Origin of the sequence: Pontibacter arcticus (assembly GCF_003284895.1) — a bacterium.
Lineage (GTDB): Bacteria > Bacteroidota > Bacteroidia > Cytophagales > Hymenobacteraceae > Pontibacter > Pontibacter arcticus.
On record NZ_QMDV01000001.1, the window covers coordinates 822,577 to 840,402 of the forward strand.

Annotated in this window: 8 protein-coding genes and 1 riboswitch; of the genes, 2 read left to right on the forward strand and 6 right to left on the reverse strand. The window is 46.1% G+C overall.

Annotated elements, in window-relative coordinates; all coding sequences use genetic code 11:
* Positions 1–2 precede the first annotated feature (2 nt).
* Entirely contained in the window at positions 3–1,019 is a 1,017-nt protein-coding gene (gene dusB / locus DP923_RS03695; protein ID WP_112304439.1) for a tRNA dihydrouridine synthase DusB, read from the forward strand.
* 504 nt (positions 1,020–1,523) lie between these two features.
* On the opposite strand, the gene DP923_RS03700 is transcribed toward dusB, so the two are convergent.
* From DP923_RS03700 to DP923_RS03715, 4 genes are read right to left on the reverse strand one after another with little or no spacing between them, the layout of a single operon-like run.
* Positions 1,524–2,849, reverse strand: a complete 1,326-nt coding sequence (locus DP923_RS03700; RefSeq protein WP_112304440.1) for a DUF5074 domain-containing protein — start codon at positions 2,847–2,849, stop codon at positions 1,524–1,526.
* A 32-nt stretch (positions 2,850–2,881) separates the two neighbouring features.
* Entirely contained in the window at positions 2,882–3,964 is a 1,083-nt protein-coding gene (locus DP923_RS03705; RefSeq protein ID WP_112304441.1) for a PKD-like domain-containing protein, read from the reverse strand.
* Between the two features lie 39 nt (positions 3,965–4,003).
* The gene (locus DP923_RS03710; RefSeq protein WP_112304442.1) at positions 4,004–5,131 is read right to left on the reverse strand and encodes a YncE family protein; all 1,128 of its coding nucleotides are present in this window, start codon (positions 5,129–5,131) and stop codon (positions 4,004–4,006) included.
* Positions 5,132–5,134: 3 nt separating this feature from the next.
* Positions 5,135–7,162, reverse strand: coding sequence for a TonB-dependent receptor (locus tag DP923_RS03715; RefSeq protein WP_112304443.1), 2,028 nt, complete (start codon positions 7,160–7,162; stop codon positions 5,135–5,137).
* 104 nt (positions 7,163–7,266) lie between these two features.
* Positions 7,267–7,454, reverse strand: a riboswitch (cobalamin riboswitch).
* 395 nt (positions 7,455–7,849) lie between these two features.
* On the opposite strand from DP923_RS03715, the gene DP923_RS03720 reads away from it, so the two are divergent.
* Positions 7,850–8,761 (forward strand): DMT family transporter, encoded by a 912-nt coding sequence (locus DP923_RS03720; RefSeq protein WP_239020927.1) that lies wholly within the window; start codon positions 7,850–7,852, stop codon positions 8,759–8,761.
* Positions 8,762–8,951: 190 nt separating this feature from the next.
* On the opposite strand, the gene DP923_RS03725 is transcribed toward DP923_RS03720, so the two are convergent.
* Complete coding sequence (locus DP923_RS03725) at positions 8,952–16,259, reverse strand: T9SS type A sorting domain-containing protein (protein WP_112304444.1); 7,308 nt, start codon at positions 16,257–16,259, stop codon at positions 8,952–8,954.
* 627 nt (positions 16,260–16,886) lie between these two features.
* Positions 16,887–17,825: a GNAT family N-acetyltransferase gene (locus tag DP923_RS03730; RefSeq protein ID WP_112304445.1), complete on the reverse strand. Its 939-nt coding sequence runs from the start codon at positions 17,823–17,825 to the stop codon at positions 16,887–16,889.
* Position 17,826 lies beyond the last annotated feature (1 nt).

The window sequence follows — 17,826 nt, forward strand, 5'->3', positions numbered from 1 at the left end:
CTTTGGTAAAGATAGCAAACATAGAGCTTGGCGAGTTTCCGCTGCTGCTGGCCCCCATGGAAGACGTAAGCGATCCGCCTTTCCGGAAGGTATGCAAAGCCAACGGCGCCGACTTAATGTATACGGAGTTTATATCCTCTGAAGGGTTGATACGTGATGCAGCCAAAAGTATACAGAAGCTCGACATTTTTGATTACGAACGCCCCATCGGTATCCAGATCTTTGGTTCCGAAATAGACTCGATGCGCGAAGCCGCCATTGTATCGTCGCAGGCCGGCCCCGACCTGATCGACATCAATTACGGTTGCCCTGTAAAGAACGTAGCCTGCAAAGGTGCCGGTGCCGCTTTGCTCCGCGATATTCCGAAGATGGTGCAGATGACCTCCGAAATTGTAAAAGCCACGCACCTGCCGGTAACTGTTAAAACCCGCCTCGGCTGGGACGAAGACACCAAGAACATTGTGGAAACGGCCGAACGCTTACAGGACATCGGCATTCAGGCCTTAAGTATACACGGCCGCACGCGCGTACAGATGTACAAAGGCGAAGCCAACTGGGAACTGATTGCGGCAGTAAAAAACAACCCGCGCATGAAAATTCCGATCTTTGGCAACGGCGATATCGATACGCCCCAAAAAGCGCTGGAGTATAAAAACAGGTATGGCGTGGATGGCATTATGATCGGCAGGGCAAGTATAGGCCACCCGTGGATCTTTAACGAGGTGAAACATTACATGGCCACCGGCGAAATATTAGCACCGCCTACCCTGGAAGAACGCGTGGAAGTATGCCGCCAGCATTTTACGCACTCTTTGGAGTGGAAAGGCGAAAAACTAGGCATGTTTGAGATGCGCCGCCACTACACCAATTATTTCCGTGGGTTGCCGCACTTTAAGCCGCTGCGTATGCGCCTGGTGCAAACCGAAGATGTGAACGAGATTTACGATATACTTTCTGAGATTTCCCAGACCATGAGCTACGAAGGCGTACTCGGAAGCCCGGAAGAAGTCGAAAATTAATCAAGTATAAAAGTTATTGAAAAAGCCTGCTACCCGTTTTACACCGGCGGCAGGCTTTTCTTTTTCATAGGTTTATGCTGTACTAACGCGCAATTATTGATTAATGTAAGTATGCCGCAAGTTTGAGCGCAGCGGTAACTTGTGGCTGTGTATGATGTATGATGTATGAGTAGAAGTCTGTGACTTCTTTGCTTTGCAAAAGCATGTATAGCAACGGCTTATATTTTGGTAATGACTTTTGAAGCATAAGCTGTTGCCTTTCTTTCTGTCATCCTGTTAAGTCGCAAATCCCGAACTTGATTCCGGGGGATCTTGTGCATTACCTGCAACTCACTCCCAAAATCTTTAACAGGATGACAAAGCTCAATAACCGTTTCTGCAAGCGTAGTTTTTCTGCTCGCGCAGAAAGTAAGTTACAAACTTACATCATGCTTAACCACAAGTTACGCTATCGCTAAACTCGCGGCAGCTATACTTTTCAACTTTCTAACTCCGAGAAGCCGCTTACTGGAAAACAGGCATCGCCGGAAAATAGAACCCTTCGTACGACACAGACTCTTTTAGCGCGCCTGTTGTCGCGTTGTAAAAGTATAGATCATTATACTTTGAGTTTTCGCCATAACCAGGTTTCATGGTTGTTATAACCAGATTATCTGTGCTCTTATCATAGCGAATGGCAGCGCCATAAAACTCCTTGCCTTCCGGAATCGTGATGAACGGAGCCTGCAGCGAACTGTTGTTGCCTGCTACATACTTGTATACTTTACGGGCATCGCCATAATCAGTGCGCGCAATAAATACGGCGTTTTCTTTGGTAGAGGCGGTTAAAGCACCCGCATTCCAGGAAGACCATTCCCAGGATACACCCGCTGTAAAAGGCAAAGCAATTGCCTCGGTAGCGAGCGTGTTTGTGTTGATCTTTAAAAGCGTGTTGCCGCCTGCTGCCCACAATGCGCCATCCGGTGTGCGGGCAAATCCTTCTGATACGCCTGCTACTGTTTTCACGATGCTGTAATCACTGGCTTTTAATACCAGTAGTTCGTCATTAGCTGTTAACGCAAAAATATGAGCGCCTTCTTTGTGCAGAGAGCCTACTTCCACGTTAATACCCGCTACTTTAGTACCAAGTGCCAATGGCTGCAGGTTTACTTCATAAATGCCGTTTGTTGTGCTCAGCAATCCTTTGTTTGCATCCAGCCCTAAAAAGGCGCGGCCACCCGCAGGTAAGTTGGCAATACGGCCTGTTTCTTTTAAGCTATAAGCATCGGTTACTACCAACGGTCCTTCTTTCGATACAAAGTATACCTTGCCGTTGTGTACCGCACCATACTGTGTGGTGATACCCAGCGCTTTGCCTGTGTTTTCTTTGGCAAATACATTCGCTTCCACGGCTTTGGCATCGTACCTGAAAAAGTTAACACTGCCGCCTGCATCGGAACCGAAAAGGCCTTCGTTCAAGATAAAAAAGCCGTTTTCATACTTGCCCCATACTTGTATAGCATACTTGGCAGACGATTCGCCGGCAGGGTTAGATACTTTGTAGGAAACCTCAAAATTACCGCGTTCAGTTGCCGTAAACGTAAAAATCGAATCGGTACTAACCGGCTGTCCGTTCACGAGCCACTGGTAACGGGCCATTACACGGTTGGTCAGTTTTGGGCGTAGTTCCAGGGTTTGGCCGATGTTTATACTTGCCTTGCCATCCTGTAAACCAGTTGAGGTAACAGCAGGTACCGGAATCGAGATCTGGTCTTCATCGTCGGCACACGAAGTAATGCTTGTAACAAGTAAAAGCGACAGAAAGAAGTGTAAAAATTTACTGATTTTCATGTTTATAGAGTAGTTAAAGTAGGATGATCATATTAGTTAAGCAGGCTTAGGTCGGCCACGCCGGCTACTTCAGTAGAGAGTTCGCCCACGGCACCAAGGTCGGCCTGGATGCCGGTTTGTATTCTGATAAAATCAATGCCTGTTAAGGTTACCTTGTTTCCGTTTTCGTCGATGGCGTTGGCAATATCCAGTTCGTCGCCTCCGGGCGTGTTATCGGCGTAACCAAACGCAAACGGTGTACTTGTTCGGGTACCTGTTCCGCTGGAAATGTTGCTGGCTGGCAAAAGCGAACCGGTCAGGGTATAGGTATTGTCCTTGATCCACTCCGGGTAATAGGACTGCGTGTGGTACTCATTTTTCCGGATGATGCCGGTGTTGCCCAGGTTATCGGCCCAGGTTACATTATCTGCCGCGGTTGCGGGCCGCGTGTAAGTAATACTATACTTGCGTTTGTAGCCGGTTTTGCCGTATTCGCTGCCAGCCAGTTCGTACCAGGTATCGTCGGGCTGGCCGTTTTTGTTGGCATCCTGCATCACCCACACCACACCCGGCTCCGCAAAATTGCTCATCGCATTACCATACACGATGATGTCGGGTTTGCCTTCCTGGTTTTTCACCTGGTGGTCGAAGCCAAGTTCTATGTAACCGCCCCAGGCACCCAGGTTCACGAAGCCTTTCTGGCCAAGTATACTTTTGGGGCTTTCCGGGTTGCCCGACGACTGGTTTATATTCTGGCCTGGTGCAGGCACATAAGATATTAGCCTGCTAACATAGGCTGTTGGCACGGCGGCAACAGTTACGATTAGCTGCTGCTCATACTTACCAGATGCGTTGGTGGCAGTATAAAGTATGGTATAGCTGCCTGCTTTATCGGGCGTAAATGTAAAATCTGGTGTTGTGCTGTGTGCTACGCCGTTAATACTCCAGGCATGTTGCACAGCCACGTTATTTTTTACTTCTGCTTTCAGGCTAATGGTCTCCCCCACTGTTGCCTGCATCGTAGCTTCTTTCACAGACAGTTCCACAACAGGTTTTGGATCGGCTTCCTCGTCTTTCTGGCAGGCAGCAAACGAAATGGCCAGCGCAAAAAGCCAGCAGGTAGTCAGTTTTTTCATAGGGATATCAAGTATAAAATTCTTCAGGTAAAGCACAGGTTATTTAATGAAAGCGATGTGTGCGGGTATATCACCGGTGGTAACAGACCATACTTTTTTGCCTTCCTTATTGAAGCAGTACAGTGTGCCGGGCGTTACGTAATCTTTGGCATCGGTCAGGTAAACCGCTTTGGTAACCGGGTCCACGGCAATACCATATGGTTTGCTGATCTCCTTCGCTGCTGCATCTTCTATAAAGCTTTGCGGGAGCAGCTTCTCTTCTTTTATATCAATCAGGCTGTAGCGTATAGTTCGGTTACCTGTTGTTTTATCTTGTACTGTACTTATTATATACCCCAAATCCTCATCTATCCAGAAATTGCCGGCTACATCAAAAGTATGTTTCACTGAAGCCGTTTGTGTGCCGATCACAAAGAGTTTGGCGGTTTCGCCTTTGGAATTGCCGCGGGAAGTTACATACAGGTCGCCATACTTATCGGCTTTGAGGCGGTGCAGGTTATCGGCAACTTCAATGCGATTTGTCTCTTTAAGCGTGTTCAGGTCCACTACAGAAATGGTGCGCTCGAGTTGCTCGGGGTTATAGCCACCTGAGTTTGCCACGTACAATTTCTCGCCAACTATTGCCACGCCTTCGGGCTGCCGGCCTACGGTTACAGTCCGTTCGATGGCAAGTGTGGCTGTATCGATCTGGGCTACAAAGCCGTTAGCTGTACCCGTGCTACCTATATTTGCGTTATAAGAACTCACATAAGCTTTCCCTTGATGGAACGTGATGTAACGGCAATTTTTTATTGAAATCTGCTTTAGCCGCTTGCCTGTGCGCACATCCAGCACCTCCACTTTGCCCGATACATCTACTACCACATACAGCTTGCCGCCATACACCTGCGCATCGTTGCCTACATCGCCCAGCCCAAGCGTTACTTCAGGGTTCGCTTCTTCGTAGATGTTGCGTTTATACTTGCCGGCTTTCGCATCATAAAAATCCAGCGACGCCTTGTTCATGTTCATGTTGCCTTCATTGAGCAAATAAAAGCTGCTGCCCTGCCCCGGCACCTCTTCTACTTCGGCCGGAATCGGTTCTTCGTTTTCGCGGCAAGAGGCAAGTATAAGTATCAGCGCAAAGGCCGACAGGATGGTTTTAAAAGTATGGCGTTGAGATTTCATAACTTAAAAATTTATACTTAACGACACGCGGTACGAACGGCCGGGCATCGGGAAATTCAGGATCACATCGTAGTATTGGTTGAACAGGTTGTTTACTTCTGCGCCTAGTTTATAAGTTAACTTTTGTTGATTTAAAGTATAGGAAGCGGAGAGATCGTGGGTATACCAGGGCTGCACGTAGTTTACCGGGATGTTGGCTTTCTGGCTGTAGCGTTCGCCTGTGTAAATAAAACTGTAGTTAAGGTTCAGGTTTTTCCAGGTGGCGCCGCTCGTAAAAGAGCCGCTGTGCAAGGGCGTGTAGGGTATCTGGTCGCGGTAATTAAAGCTGCCGGGCGTTACATCCAGCGCCTGTTGGAAAGTATAATTCAGGCCGATGTTTAAAAGTATACGCTGCGCCAGTTGCCACTCCGATTGCACCGCCGTTTCCAAACCCCGGATTTCTACTTCATCCAGGTTCAGCATCGTCCAGCGGAACAGGTTAGCCGAGGGCACCGCTACAATTTTATCTTTGATGTAATTCTGGTACGCATCTGTTTGCACCGAAAAGTATCGCAGCGCGCCGTACATGCTTTTAGCGTACGTTACACCGATGTTAAACTGGCGGGTAAATTCGGGGCGCAGGTTACTGGTACCGATGGAAGTATAATAGCGCTCGTTAAACGTAGGCATCCGGAAAATATCCTTGTAAAAAGCGCGCAGCCGCAGATCGTGCTGTTCCGATGGTTGCCACAAAACCGAGAAAGCAGGTGTTATTTTGTGCTGTTGGTCTGAGTTTGGTGCTGCTGTTTCGGAATTTATACTTTCCACCTCATCCGAAATAAAATTACTCAGCAAACTTGCCTGTACTTCCAGTTGGTTGAAATGTAGCTGGGTGGCCAGCGCAACAAGTGCTGTTGTGCGGGTTGGGTTGGCGAAGTTGTAGCTGTTGGCATCGAGGGTATTGTACTGCACATCTCCGGACAAACCCACATCCCAAAAAGAAGTGATTTTATACTTGCCAGCCGCCGAAAAGTATACCTCGCGCTGGGTATAGCGGCTATCCAGTGCACCGGCAATATTGTTGTATTCCGGGTCGAGGTAGCGGGTGTAGTCGTTGGTAAATTTACCGTTCAGCAGCAGCTGGTAACGCTCCCCGAACGTTTTGTTGTAAGACGATTGCACGAAAAAAGTACGGTCCCAGAGGCGCTGGCTGTTTCGGAAACGGTTGGCAACAATAGCGCCCGGCAATCCTCTTTCGGAAGTATAACTATACAATTTTAGTGCCCAGTTACTGCTATCGGGTAGTATACCCTGCAAGCCGGCTTCTACCCTGAATGCATTTATATCGGCGTTGTGGCGGGTGGCAGTGGTATCGTAAACGCCGTTGGTGTACCGGAATTTATACTTGCCGTGCGCCTGCGTCCATTCTGCACTCAGGGTACTGTAAATATGATCGGTGATTTTTTGCTGCCATAAAACGGAAGGGTTGATCAAACCAAACGAGCCTGTCCGGATGCTGGCTTTTCCATGCGTTTTCTCGCCCTCGGCAAAGTGTGGCATCCTGGCTTGCAGGTACAACGCATTGGCCGCCGAAAAGCTTTTGGCCGGTTGCAGCAGGCTGTTCTTATGCCCATTGTAAAGCGAGATTTGTTCCAGGTTATCCAGCGAAAATTTACCCAGATCTACCTGCCCGTTTTGCGCATTGCCTACCTGTACGCCATCCAGAAAAACAGCGGTTTGCTGGCTGCCCATGCTGCGTACGTTCACAGTTTTGAGGCCACCAATTCCGCCGTAATCTTTTAACTGGATGCCGGTAAAATAACGTAATGCATCAGCCACCGAGAGGCTGTTTAATTGCTCGAGTTGTGCGCCCTGCAGGGTTTGTACCGGGTGCGGAGAAGTGTTTTGTTCGGAGAGTCGGTGCGTCCGGATCTCTACTTCGTGCAGACCACCGCCCTGAATTGTATCGGTTTGCTGCGCCCATACCTGCCCCATACCAGTTAAAACCAGTAAGGTGAAAAGTATAAAAGTATAGCGCGCCGTTAATTCCATACATGTAGCAAGTTAACTACACAGCAGGCGGGAGCAGGAAAATTAAAAATGCAAATACACAACGAAGGGTATCTTCATTCTTAGCTTCAATCCCCGAAAGCTATGAATCTTGAGTACTCTGGCAGGTCTTCTGACTTACTCTCCTCGGTTCCGTCTTCCCACTCCGTTTTAGAGCAGTGACAAAAGGGTATGAACCTCGGTTATAGAGCTTACAGCTGCGGGACAGTTCCGGACTTACACCGGATTCCCTTTTAATCGTGCTCGCACACGAACCTAAAGCACTGCAAAGGTAGGAGAAATAAACTACAAAGTATAAAGCGTCCTTTTAATCTTTGATTTGATGAAACGGTAAAGTACCGCAGCTTACGTGTTCATTATAAAGTGTCAACCCACCCCTAACCCCTCCGTTTTTCGAGGGCCCCTTCCCCCGGAGGGGAATTTTAATTCTACCTTTTGTCATCCTGAAAGGATCTTAGTTGAAGGGAGGTTAAACCTATACTACCCGCAACCAGGATTCTTAACAGAATGACAGAAATTAATTTGAATTAAAAGAATAAAACAGTTCTCCTCTTGGGAGGGATTGGGTAAACCGAATTTATACTTCGCGCCTGGAACGGGATTATACTTTGGATTTCTCTGCTTAATTTTGATGTGGCAAACATCACTGCTTCTATCTCCTTTTATACTTTGAAAACAACTACGCCTCCTGCCCCGCTTCCTCAGAAAAACGAAATCCCGGCCATTGCCTGGTTCCTGGTTATTGTACTGGCGCTTATCTGGGGCACCTCGTTTATACTTATCAAAAAGGGACTGGCCGTTTATTCTTCGGATGAGTTGGGTGCGTTGCGCATCACCATTGCCTGCGTTACGCTGTTGCCTTTTGCCCTCAAACACCTCCGGCAGGCATCGCCTACACAATGGAAATTTTTGCTGGGCAGCGGCTTGTTGGGTAACCTGTTTCCGGCGTTCCTGTTTGCTTATGCCGAAACGCGCCTTGCTTCTGGTTTGGCCGGCGTGCTTAACTCGCTTACGGCTTTGTTTACCTTGCTGGTAGGCGCTGTGCTGTTTAACCAATCTATTACCTGGATGCGGATGCTGGGCATTGTGGTGGGTTTGGCGGGTACGGTGGTGCTTATTTTTTCGGGAGACAGCGCGTCTAACTTTCAGAATACGTCTTACGGTTTATACATTGTAATTGCCTGTATCTGCTACGGTGGCAGTGTGAACATTATCAAACATCGCCTGCAAGGCATGAAACCGCTCGTTATGTCGAGTCTGGCGTTGCTTACTGTTGGGCCGGTAGCGTTTATGTACCTGCTTACCACAGATGCGCTTTACAAACTGCAACACGTACCTGGCGCCTGGGAAGCACTTTTATACATTGCCCTGCTTGCCGTTTTCAGTACGGCTATCGGCTTGGTGCTTTTTAACAAACTCATTCATATTTCTACCACGCTTTTTGCCAGCTCTTCTACGTACCTGGTGCCGATTGTAGCCCTGATGTGGGGTGTGCTTGATGGCGAGGCAATCCAGTTGTGGCATATCATCGGAATGGTGATCATACTTGCCGGCGTCTTTATTGTAAACAGGGCCAAATAACAGCATTTCAGCTGCCGCAGCTAGTTAAAACAGAGTTGCTTTTTCGCGGCAGACAGGTAATTCTCTGTAATAGTACAGCGTTTTATACTTTACCTGTGTGGTAGCGTTCGTAAAAAATACTTTCCATAAACAAAAAAGAGCGCCTCTTTGGAAAGCGCTCTTTTTTTATACTTTGTCATACTAACTCTTCTTATCTCCGCATCAGCTTGATTCGGTTTACTTTGCCGTTCAGTTCTACCGTCAGGAAGTAAATGCCTGCCTGTTTAACTGTCTGCATATTCAGAAGAATCGTGCCTGTAGAAGTTACGTTCTCTTTTCTTGTGAAAACCAACTTGCCGACAGCATCGTGCAGGCTAACTGTAGCTGTACCTGTATTTGCATCACTCAGCACTACGAACAGTTCTTCGTCGAATGGGTTAGGGTAAGCCTGGGTTGCAACAGTGGCCTGCGTTTCAAAATCAACTGATTTAGGTCCGTAGTAAGCCTCTGCTCCATCGTTGTCTAGCTGGCGTAACCTGTAGTAACGGGTACCATACTTGTTAGCTTCTTTGTCTGTGAAGCTGTATTGTTGCTTCTGGCTTGAGTTGGCACCTCTACTGTCTACAAACCCAATCGCTCTGAAGCTGATACCGTCTGTTGAAACCTGCACTTCCACTCCTTTGCTGTCAGATTCCATGGCAGTTGCCCATTTCAGTATAGCGTTGTTGCCAGATCTTGTAGCTGTGAAGTAGATCAGCTCAATTGGCAGCGGTGCCATTCTGCCGCCCAGCGTTACCGAACTGAATTTCTGAAATCCTGTAATGGTTACTTCGTTCTGGCTGGTGGCACTTGTCACGTTCCCCGGTGCTAGCAACCAGTTGTCAACGCCATTCTCAGATCTATAGAAAACCAAATCATCTTTGGAGCGCCCATTTAGCTCGTGGTCAAAATAAGTCATACTAACTGTGGCGTTCAGTTGCCCGTTGTTGTCGGCAGGCGTTACGGCAAACTGACGTAACACACTTTTATTTACGATGCCAACATCCTTACCTGTCGTGCGGGTTACAAGCGTGCTTCCGGCTCCGGCTGGCGCTGTGATCTTCAGCCCAAGCCCACCGAAGGCTTGCTCCATATTGGCTGCTACGAAACGGGTTGTTTCTACCAGGCCGGTAACGTAATTATCTTTGTTCTCTACTAAATCTGCAGCAGCACCAAGTATAAACCTGTTATCGCCTGTGTTTATCATTCCATTTGTAAGCCTCAGTTCCTTGGCTACGCTGGCATTGCCTGTCAGTAGTTTGTTCCCACCTCCTGACAATACTATTTTACTGTAGTTTAAACCAGGCATACGCTGCGTTCCGGTTCCGTTAAAATCAACTGTCGTTTCAGTACTTGTAAGGTCAGTTGTGGCCCCGGTTGCAATAAAATCTGCTGCAATACTTGTGGTAGCTGCGAAACGCTTCAAACCAGCATTGCTTAATTTCAGGTGGTAGTAGTTAGTTGGCAACACATCCTGCGCCACGGTGCCGTTATAATCTACAGTTACGCCCGCTGTAGCAGCATTTATACTTGCTCCGACTGTAAGCGTCAAGGCTTCTGCAACGCCAACTGTACCGGCTGCAAGTGTTTTAGTGCCTCCTGTAGTTAAAGCCAGGTTTTTGTAAGGGATAGCCGCCACCTGCTGGTTTCCTGTTCCGTTGTATTCGATAATGGCAGGGGTTACAACCGTTGCGTCCGAAACAGTAAAGTTGCCGGCAATTTTGGCGATGCCTTCTCCAAATGTTTTGATGCCTGCATTCCTGGTTATCAGGTGGCCGTACTGGGTGCTTTCCACTGGTTGGCTCGCACCGTAATATTCAACTGTACTTGCAGGAGCCAACGCATATACATCTAGTTGCGGGATGTTGTTTGTTCCGCCTACTTTCAGGAAGGCGCCATCAGCTACTGTTAAGGTAGTGATTGACTCTTCTTCATCTTCCAGCGTAATTGTTTTTGTTATGGTCATTGTACCCACATCCAGTGTACCAGTTTCCACATGGAGTATCCTTACATCTTCAATGTTGGCTTGTAACGTTACTGATGTTGCAGGGGCGCTTTTAGAAACCCGGAGATTTTCTATACTTACCGTATTAAGAGCGTTAGATGCATTAATGACTGATGCGCCTGTGCCTGTAAAGTTTAGTTCTGATCCATTGGCATCCAGTTCTGCTCCGTTATGGGTCAGATTACCAAGTATGCTTATATTCTTGTTAATACTTATACCGGCATTCGTGCCTATTGTAAGATTCCCAAATGTGGTGTTTCCTGAGCCTTCAATCGTTGCCATTGAAGCAATGTCGTTTGCCCGCCCTGCAGCGTTTGTAAGTATAAAACTACCTCCGGCTCCGTTCAGCACCCCGTTATCTACAATGTTACCACCAATGTTGTAAGTAGTGCCCGGACCAGTTTTAAAGGTGGCCCCAGTATTTACTTTTAAATTACCGCTCAGATTCCAGTTGGTACCCTGGAGCGGTAATGCAGGCGACAGCGACAGTGTTGCTACCCCATTCGGGTGCGTGTTGGCTATTTCGAGGTTATTTAATGACGTCGGCACAACGCCCGCTAATGCTATTGGTAAGTTTCCGCCTATGTAAAGTGTACCCGTACTTTGAAAGGCAGTAGGCAGCAGCCCAAATTTAAGCGGGAAAACCTGTAACCCCTGGCCTAATTGTTCCGGGCTGAAATTTAAGGTTCCGGAGCTAATAATGGTACCACTGTTATCAATAGCCGTCGAGAAGTTATGCGTATAAGGGCCACCATCAAACTTTGCTCCGTTTAACACATAGAAACCTAATTTAACCGTCCAGCCTACGCTTGTACGTATCCCAAGAGGATCTTTATTATCTATAATTACCGTACCAAACGTTGGCTCAGAGCTAGAATTAAAAATTGGTGCTACAGAACCCCTGAACTCTATTGTAACAGGTAGTGGCTCAACCGAAGCCCTTAATGACTCCTGAAGCTGAATCTTTTGCAGGCGGGTGCCGGCAAATGTTGCAATGCCACTGCTTTTTAAGGTAGCTCCCGGTACATTTAAAAAATTACCTTCTATTACTACCTTATGTGTGCCACGGTCTATCTTTCCATTATTGGTTAAATTGCCCCTGATTACCAAGCCAGGCGTTGTTATTACATTGTCCACTTTAATATCAGCGTTTTGTAACAGGTAATCAGCCCCGGTTTCTACCAACAGGTTATTTATAGTTAACGGGTTTCCTGAAAATGTTTTAACAGTTCCTCCGCTATTTGCCAGCACCAGGGTACCCAAAGTATAATCTGTATAGGCCTGGTATATGCCATTGTTGATGAAATTACCGCTCAGGGTTAACACCTGCCCCTCGCCACTTAGCGTAGCGCCGGTTTCTGTTGTGAGGTCTCCTTTTACAGAGGTTGCTCCCTGTAATTTTTTTGCATTCCCTGCCCCATTCCGGAGTATCAGATGACTATAAACAACAGGAGCCACAGCTTGTATACCTGCGCCATTATACACCACTGTACTGTTTGCTTCCAGTGTATTGGTATTAAAATTTGCCGGAAAGTTTGAGGCACCTAGTAGTAGCTTAGCTCCATTACCTACAGTAAATATACCACCTGCGGCGCTACGGTTCATGGTAAAAGTCCCCAGGTTCAGCTCACCGCTTCGTAAGGTTAAACCAGCATTTACAATTACATTACCTGAGGCAGTAAGTGTTGTTCCTGCAGTTTTGGTAATACTCAGGTGGTTAAAAGTGGATGCGCTTATTGTCTGCGGGTTGCTTCCTATAAAATTTACCGTACTTGTGCCCGGAATAAAGCTCCCGCCGCCCGATACATTCCAGTTGCCTTTCACGCTTACAATAGCCCCTCCCGCTTCCAGTGTTCCACCGGTTACATTCACGTTACCATCTACGTTAAGTGTGGCCAGCGCAAACATTTTGGTACCCGCGCCCATCATTGTTAAGTTGCCTGTTACGGATAAGGCTGCGCCGGTAAGTGTTGCCACACCAGATGTTTTATTTGAAGTCAGGTGATGGTATGGCAGCACTGCTACTGCCTGTGCGCCAGTGCCGTTATAAATTACTGTACCTGTACCAGCTGTAAAAGTACCTGTACTTATACCAGGCTTACTATAATTGCCTCCAACTTCAAGTGTACCGTTGGTGCCTAAGTTTACAGCGCTTGTTCCGTTTTGCTCTACATGCCCGGCTACTGCAACTTTTCCAGTCGTCAGGTTTAAGTTGATGCTGTTACCGATACTTCCGTCATTCAGAATCAAGGACCCACCAACCGTAAGGGTTCTGTCATTTACATTTATCTGATGATTGGTAGCAGAACCTGCACCGGTGGTCGATAAATTTCCTCTTACATCAAGTGAGCCTGTATCAAAAATAAGTGTATAAGGTGTACTTCCTTTAAACTGAACAGCCTTTATAGCTCTTGCATCAGTTAACCACGGGTCTCTTGTAAAGGGGCCATTAAATTCCACAATATCCAGTGAACCGGGCACCTGGGAGGCAGGAGAAGTGGTATTGTCTGAATTTACAACAAGCCAGTTTTCTTTTGTTCCCCAAAGATTGCTGACAATACCGTTCCAACGATAAAGACCTGCTGCCTCGGATAGGGTCCAGCTCCCGGATACATCGCCCAGAGCATTCTTACTTACAAAATTATTGGTACTGTTACGCGTTGTAAAGCCGCTCACTGCCCATGGGCCCGCACTTGTGTTAGCTCTGTATAGTTGCAGCCCACCTTCTGAGTTCCCATTCAGATCGGCATCGTTATACTGCAGTTGCATCGTGCCTCCGTATGTGGAGCCCGCCGGTATTGCTTCTATACTTACATCATATCTCCTGTTTATGGCGCCGCTATTTGCGAAAGAGCTTACAATACCGGATGTATTTGTTACAGTTATAGCAGTTATGCCGGTTACGATGGGTAAATTAATTGTATTATACTTTCCTGCAAAAGTATAGTCAGTTGCAGCATTAAAGCTATGCTTGCGCTCGATGGTACCATATACCCAGCCATCACCCGACCTATCGTTGGTAATGGTTATTTTATTGGTTCCTGTTATAAGCGAAGCGGCTGTTGTGAAATCAAGATTAGCGGCTTCTACATTATGGCGTAACGTTACGTTGTTGGCAGCAGCTTTACTTATAACCAGGTTATTGAAAATAGTAGCACCCTCTATGGTTGCATCAGAAGTGCCTGCAAATGTAATATTTCCAGTGCCTGTTCCCTTTGCAAATGTGCCATTGTTTATCCAGTTACCATTTATAGTATGTATCAGATTGTTACCCGCATTGAAGTTAGCCCCATTGTTTATAGTTAGATCGCCATTAACAGTTAAGGCTCCTCCAGCTGTTTTTGGGCCTGCATTGGCGAAAATCAGGTTGTTGTATACACGCCCTAATACCGTCTGAGCAGCAGAAGTATGATTGTAAATTACTGTATTGGGCACATTGGCCGTTACATTCATAGTGCCCGGCGTAGCAAGTGCACCGGCTATACCCATGTTAGCGTTCGCTGCCATGGTCAGGCTTTTTGTAGAAGCAACTGTAACATTAAATAAATCGTGATTACCGGCAAAAGTAGAGGTACCCCCAAATGTAATCGTGCCGTTTGAGGCTGTTAACTTTCCTAAGCCACTAAAATCAGAGTTGATGTTAAAGGAACTGGATGTATTAGTAGGAGCTGCTATATTTAAACCAAACAGCGTTAAAGAGCCGTCAGCATAAATGTTTTTGCCAGCACCTGCCATTGTAACCGTACCTGCTGTAGCAGTAAAGGTTCTACCGCTGTTCGTTGTAAAATCTCCGTTTACAGTAAATACCGCAGTAGAATTGGTTTGGCCGTCAGCAACAAAATTAGAGAGGGTGATATTTAAACCACTCATATCTCTACCTGATCCCGACATTGTTAGCGTACCAGTGCTCTGAGCAAGCGCGCCGTTGCCGGATGTAACCAGGTTACCGCCAATTGTTATGTTCGCCGCTGTTGTTATCGTACCCCCTGTTATGCTCAGGTTATTAAAAGTGGCAGCGCCGGTAGTTCTGTTAATTTGTTTTGCTGCACCGTTAAGTACAACTGTGCTGGCGTTACCTGTAAATGTGGCATTGTCTGTCCAGTTTCCGCCAACGGTATGTGTCCATCCCATCCCTCCGTTAAAATTGGCAGTATTGCTTAATGTAACATCTCCACTTACTGCAATATTTGCCATTGCTGTAAACGATGCTGCACCACTGCCCGTAAAGTTCCCGGCTACGGTCATGGCTGCAGAAGGCATTACTTTGCTCCCGGAACCACTTAAAACCAGGTTACCGTAGAGCGGATTGGCAACAGCTTGGTTTGTACCATAATATTCTACTGTGCTAGTTAGCCCTAAGTTGTTGGAAGCAAAGCCTCCCGGAAAAGTACCTGAGCCGCCAATACGCAGTACAGCTCCATTAGCTACGGTTATTGTACCGCCACCTGCATTTGTACCACCTGTTCTGTCTAATGAGTAAGTTTTAAGATCCAATACCCCTTTCTCGACTATCAACTGCGTTAGTGTTGAACTATTCGCAATAGTAGTAGTGCCAGTTCCGGATAATTCTTTTATGCCTCCTCCGCTGATCTTAAGGATGCCATATACCCTTGGAAGAATTGTTTGTGTAACGCCATCTCCGGCAGCATAATCTATGGTGCTGTTTACGTATAAGGTAGAGGGTTGCCTGGAGTAATTCCCTACGTAGGTGGTAGCTTTTACTTTTATGGTAGCATTGGGATCTACAACAAACCCGCCTAAACCAGCATAGGCATCGCTTTCAGTACTAGGCACACCTGCTGAAGTAGGATCTATCGTAACAAGATGTGTAGCTGGGTCTAAAGTACCTTTAACAAAAAGACCTGAATAGGCATTCGGATCCAGTAGCTTAATTGTTATGGGCGCCAATAAATTGATACTACCGCTTATTACAGCGTAATTAAATGTATTCGTGCCGCTTATTGTTTTGCCCGTTCCGGAAAAATCTATTGTAGGGTAATAATACGTTCTTTTAGACCCGTTACCATTCCCGTTAGTTGTCAGATAAATTTCCTCTCTCAGTATACCATTATTTGTCCAGTTACCGCCAACACGAATATCACCCCCTCTGTTTCTTAGCGTACCATTACTGGTTATGGAAACATCGTTTGCAATTTCAAAAGTATAGGTATCTATAAATAACGAAGCTGTTTTGCTTTCTCCTATTACTAAAGAGTAGCATCCCACATAGCTGGTAGTTTGATTAACCGTAGGCTGGAAACTACCTCTAAAATCAACATCCCCTATAACAACTGCCGTTCCTGCATCAGGTATTCTGCCATCAGACCAATTCGAAGCAGTAGTCCAGTTTGTGCTGGTGCCCCCTCGCCAATAAGCAGTTCTTGTTTGCGCTGTTACCTGCACAGACTGCAGCAAAAGAAACAAGAGCAGGAGCTTAACTGTAAGTGAATTCCTGGTAAGCGTAAAAATTTCCATAAAGGAGTTAGTATAAAATTGACTTATGCATTTCTTATATTATTAAAGCTTTCTGTTAAAAAAACTTTATCACTTTTCTGATTTTACAAATCTTCGGTAATTAACCAAAAATTGCATTTAAGCAATACTACTTATTCAAACCCTTGAATTAGACTTTAGCCAACGCTAATAATTAGTTGCATTATGAAGCATATTTCAATGGTTTTATGATTATTAATATAATTTATACAACCTTTCTAGAGAAAACAAGTAAACTATATTATATAATAAAAATAGTCTAGTATATAATATAAAAAGTTATAAAATTGGGATGATTTTTATAATTAAGGCTTTTTATTATAATTTTATAATCCTAAAATACCTTTCTATAAACGCTTTTATATTAAGAAACCCGAATTGTAACAATAGTAGATTTATAGCAATTAGTATTCTATAAATCAATTAATTACGGAAACCCAGGCATACTTTAGGGTTTCCATTTAATGTTTACACGATGTTGTAATGCTAAGGGATTTTACTGGATGTGTGGGAAAGTAGTATCATGCGTAACCTGATTACAGGAAAAGTTACAAAACGCACAAGGCGCTACCTAAAATTGCACTAAAGATTAGATTAAAGAAAGGAGAATCAAGAAAGGCTCAACGTATAAAAATCATGCACTACCGAGCGGGCACCATAGCTTTCTTTATTCGCAACCAGATTCTCGTTAAGTACCTGCCCCTGCTGTTCCGTTGAAATCCCAAAACTCAAATACTCTTTATGGCAGTATACTGCTGTTAGCAGGTAATGGATCAACATATCCAGGCCTCCGATATCGCGGCCGCGCTGGCTGGTACCAATATACTGGCAATGAGCTACTGCAGGGGTTTCATAAAGCAGAACGCCTGCAAGTATATCCCCTGTTTCAGTAGCCATGTAAAGCTTGATGTTATCAGGAAATGAGGCCGCAAGATTACTGATCTCTGCTGCTGTGTGCACCGGGCTTACCCTATACTTTTGTTGCAGCAATTCCTGCTCCAGTGCCATAAAGGATGCAAAATCTGTGCTCTGGCCAAGGCTGATGTGGTAGCGCTCTGCAGCTTTCAGTTTGCGTTTACGGAGGGTGTTGTAGGCGAGAGGCTGGTTTAAGGCAACTACAGAAGCCAGGTCGCGGCGGCAAAGTATGGCATCGTTCCTGAACAAGGCGTATAGGTCCTCCTCGGCAGGTGCCTGGTGGTAAATAGAAGGTATAGCTTTATAGTGGAGCTTCAGAAAGCCCAGCTTCTGAAAGTATAAACGCAACTGCCCGATTATCTCCAGCATGATGGCAGCTCTCATCTGCCTATCACTTACGATGCCGCCATACGTTAAGCCGCCATGCGACTCGATATGGTTGCCGGCTTCGTTGGCGGGCAGCAGCGCTATCAGTTTGCCTTTGCGGTAAAATAGCAGCGAGTGGTCTGTAAACCGGTCTGCGTGGTAGGCCATGTAATCCCTGAAAAATAAAAAAGTACCGTTCTTAGAGGCGGCCACAAAGGCATCCCATACTTCTTTATGCTCCGGTTTATACTTTACAATTTCTACCACG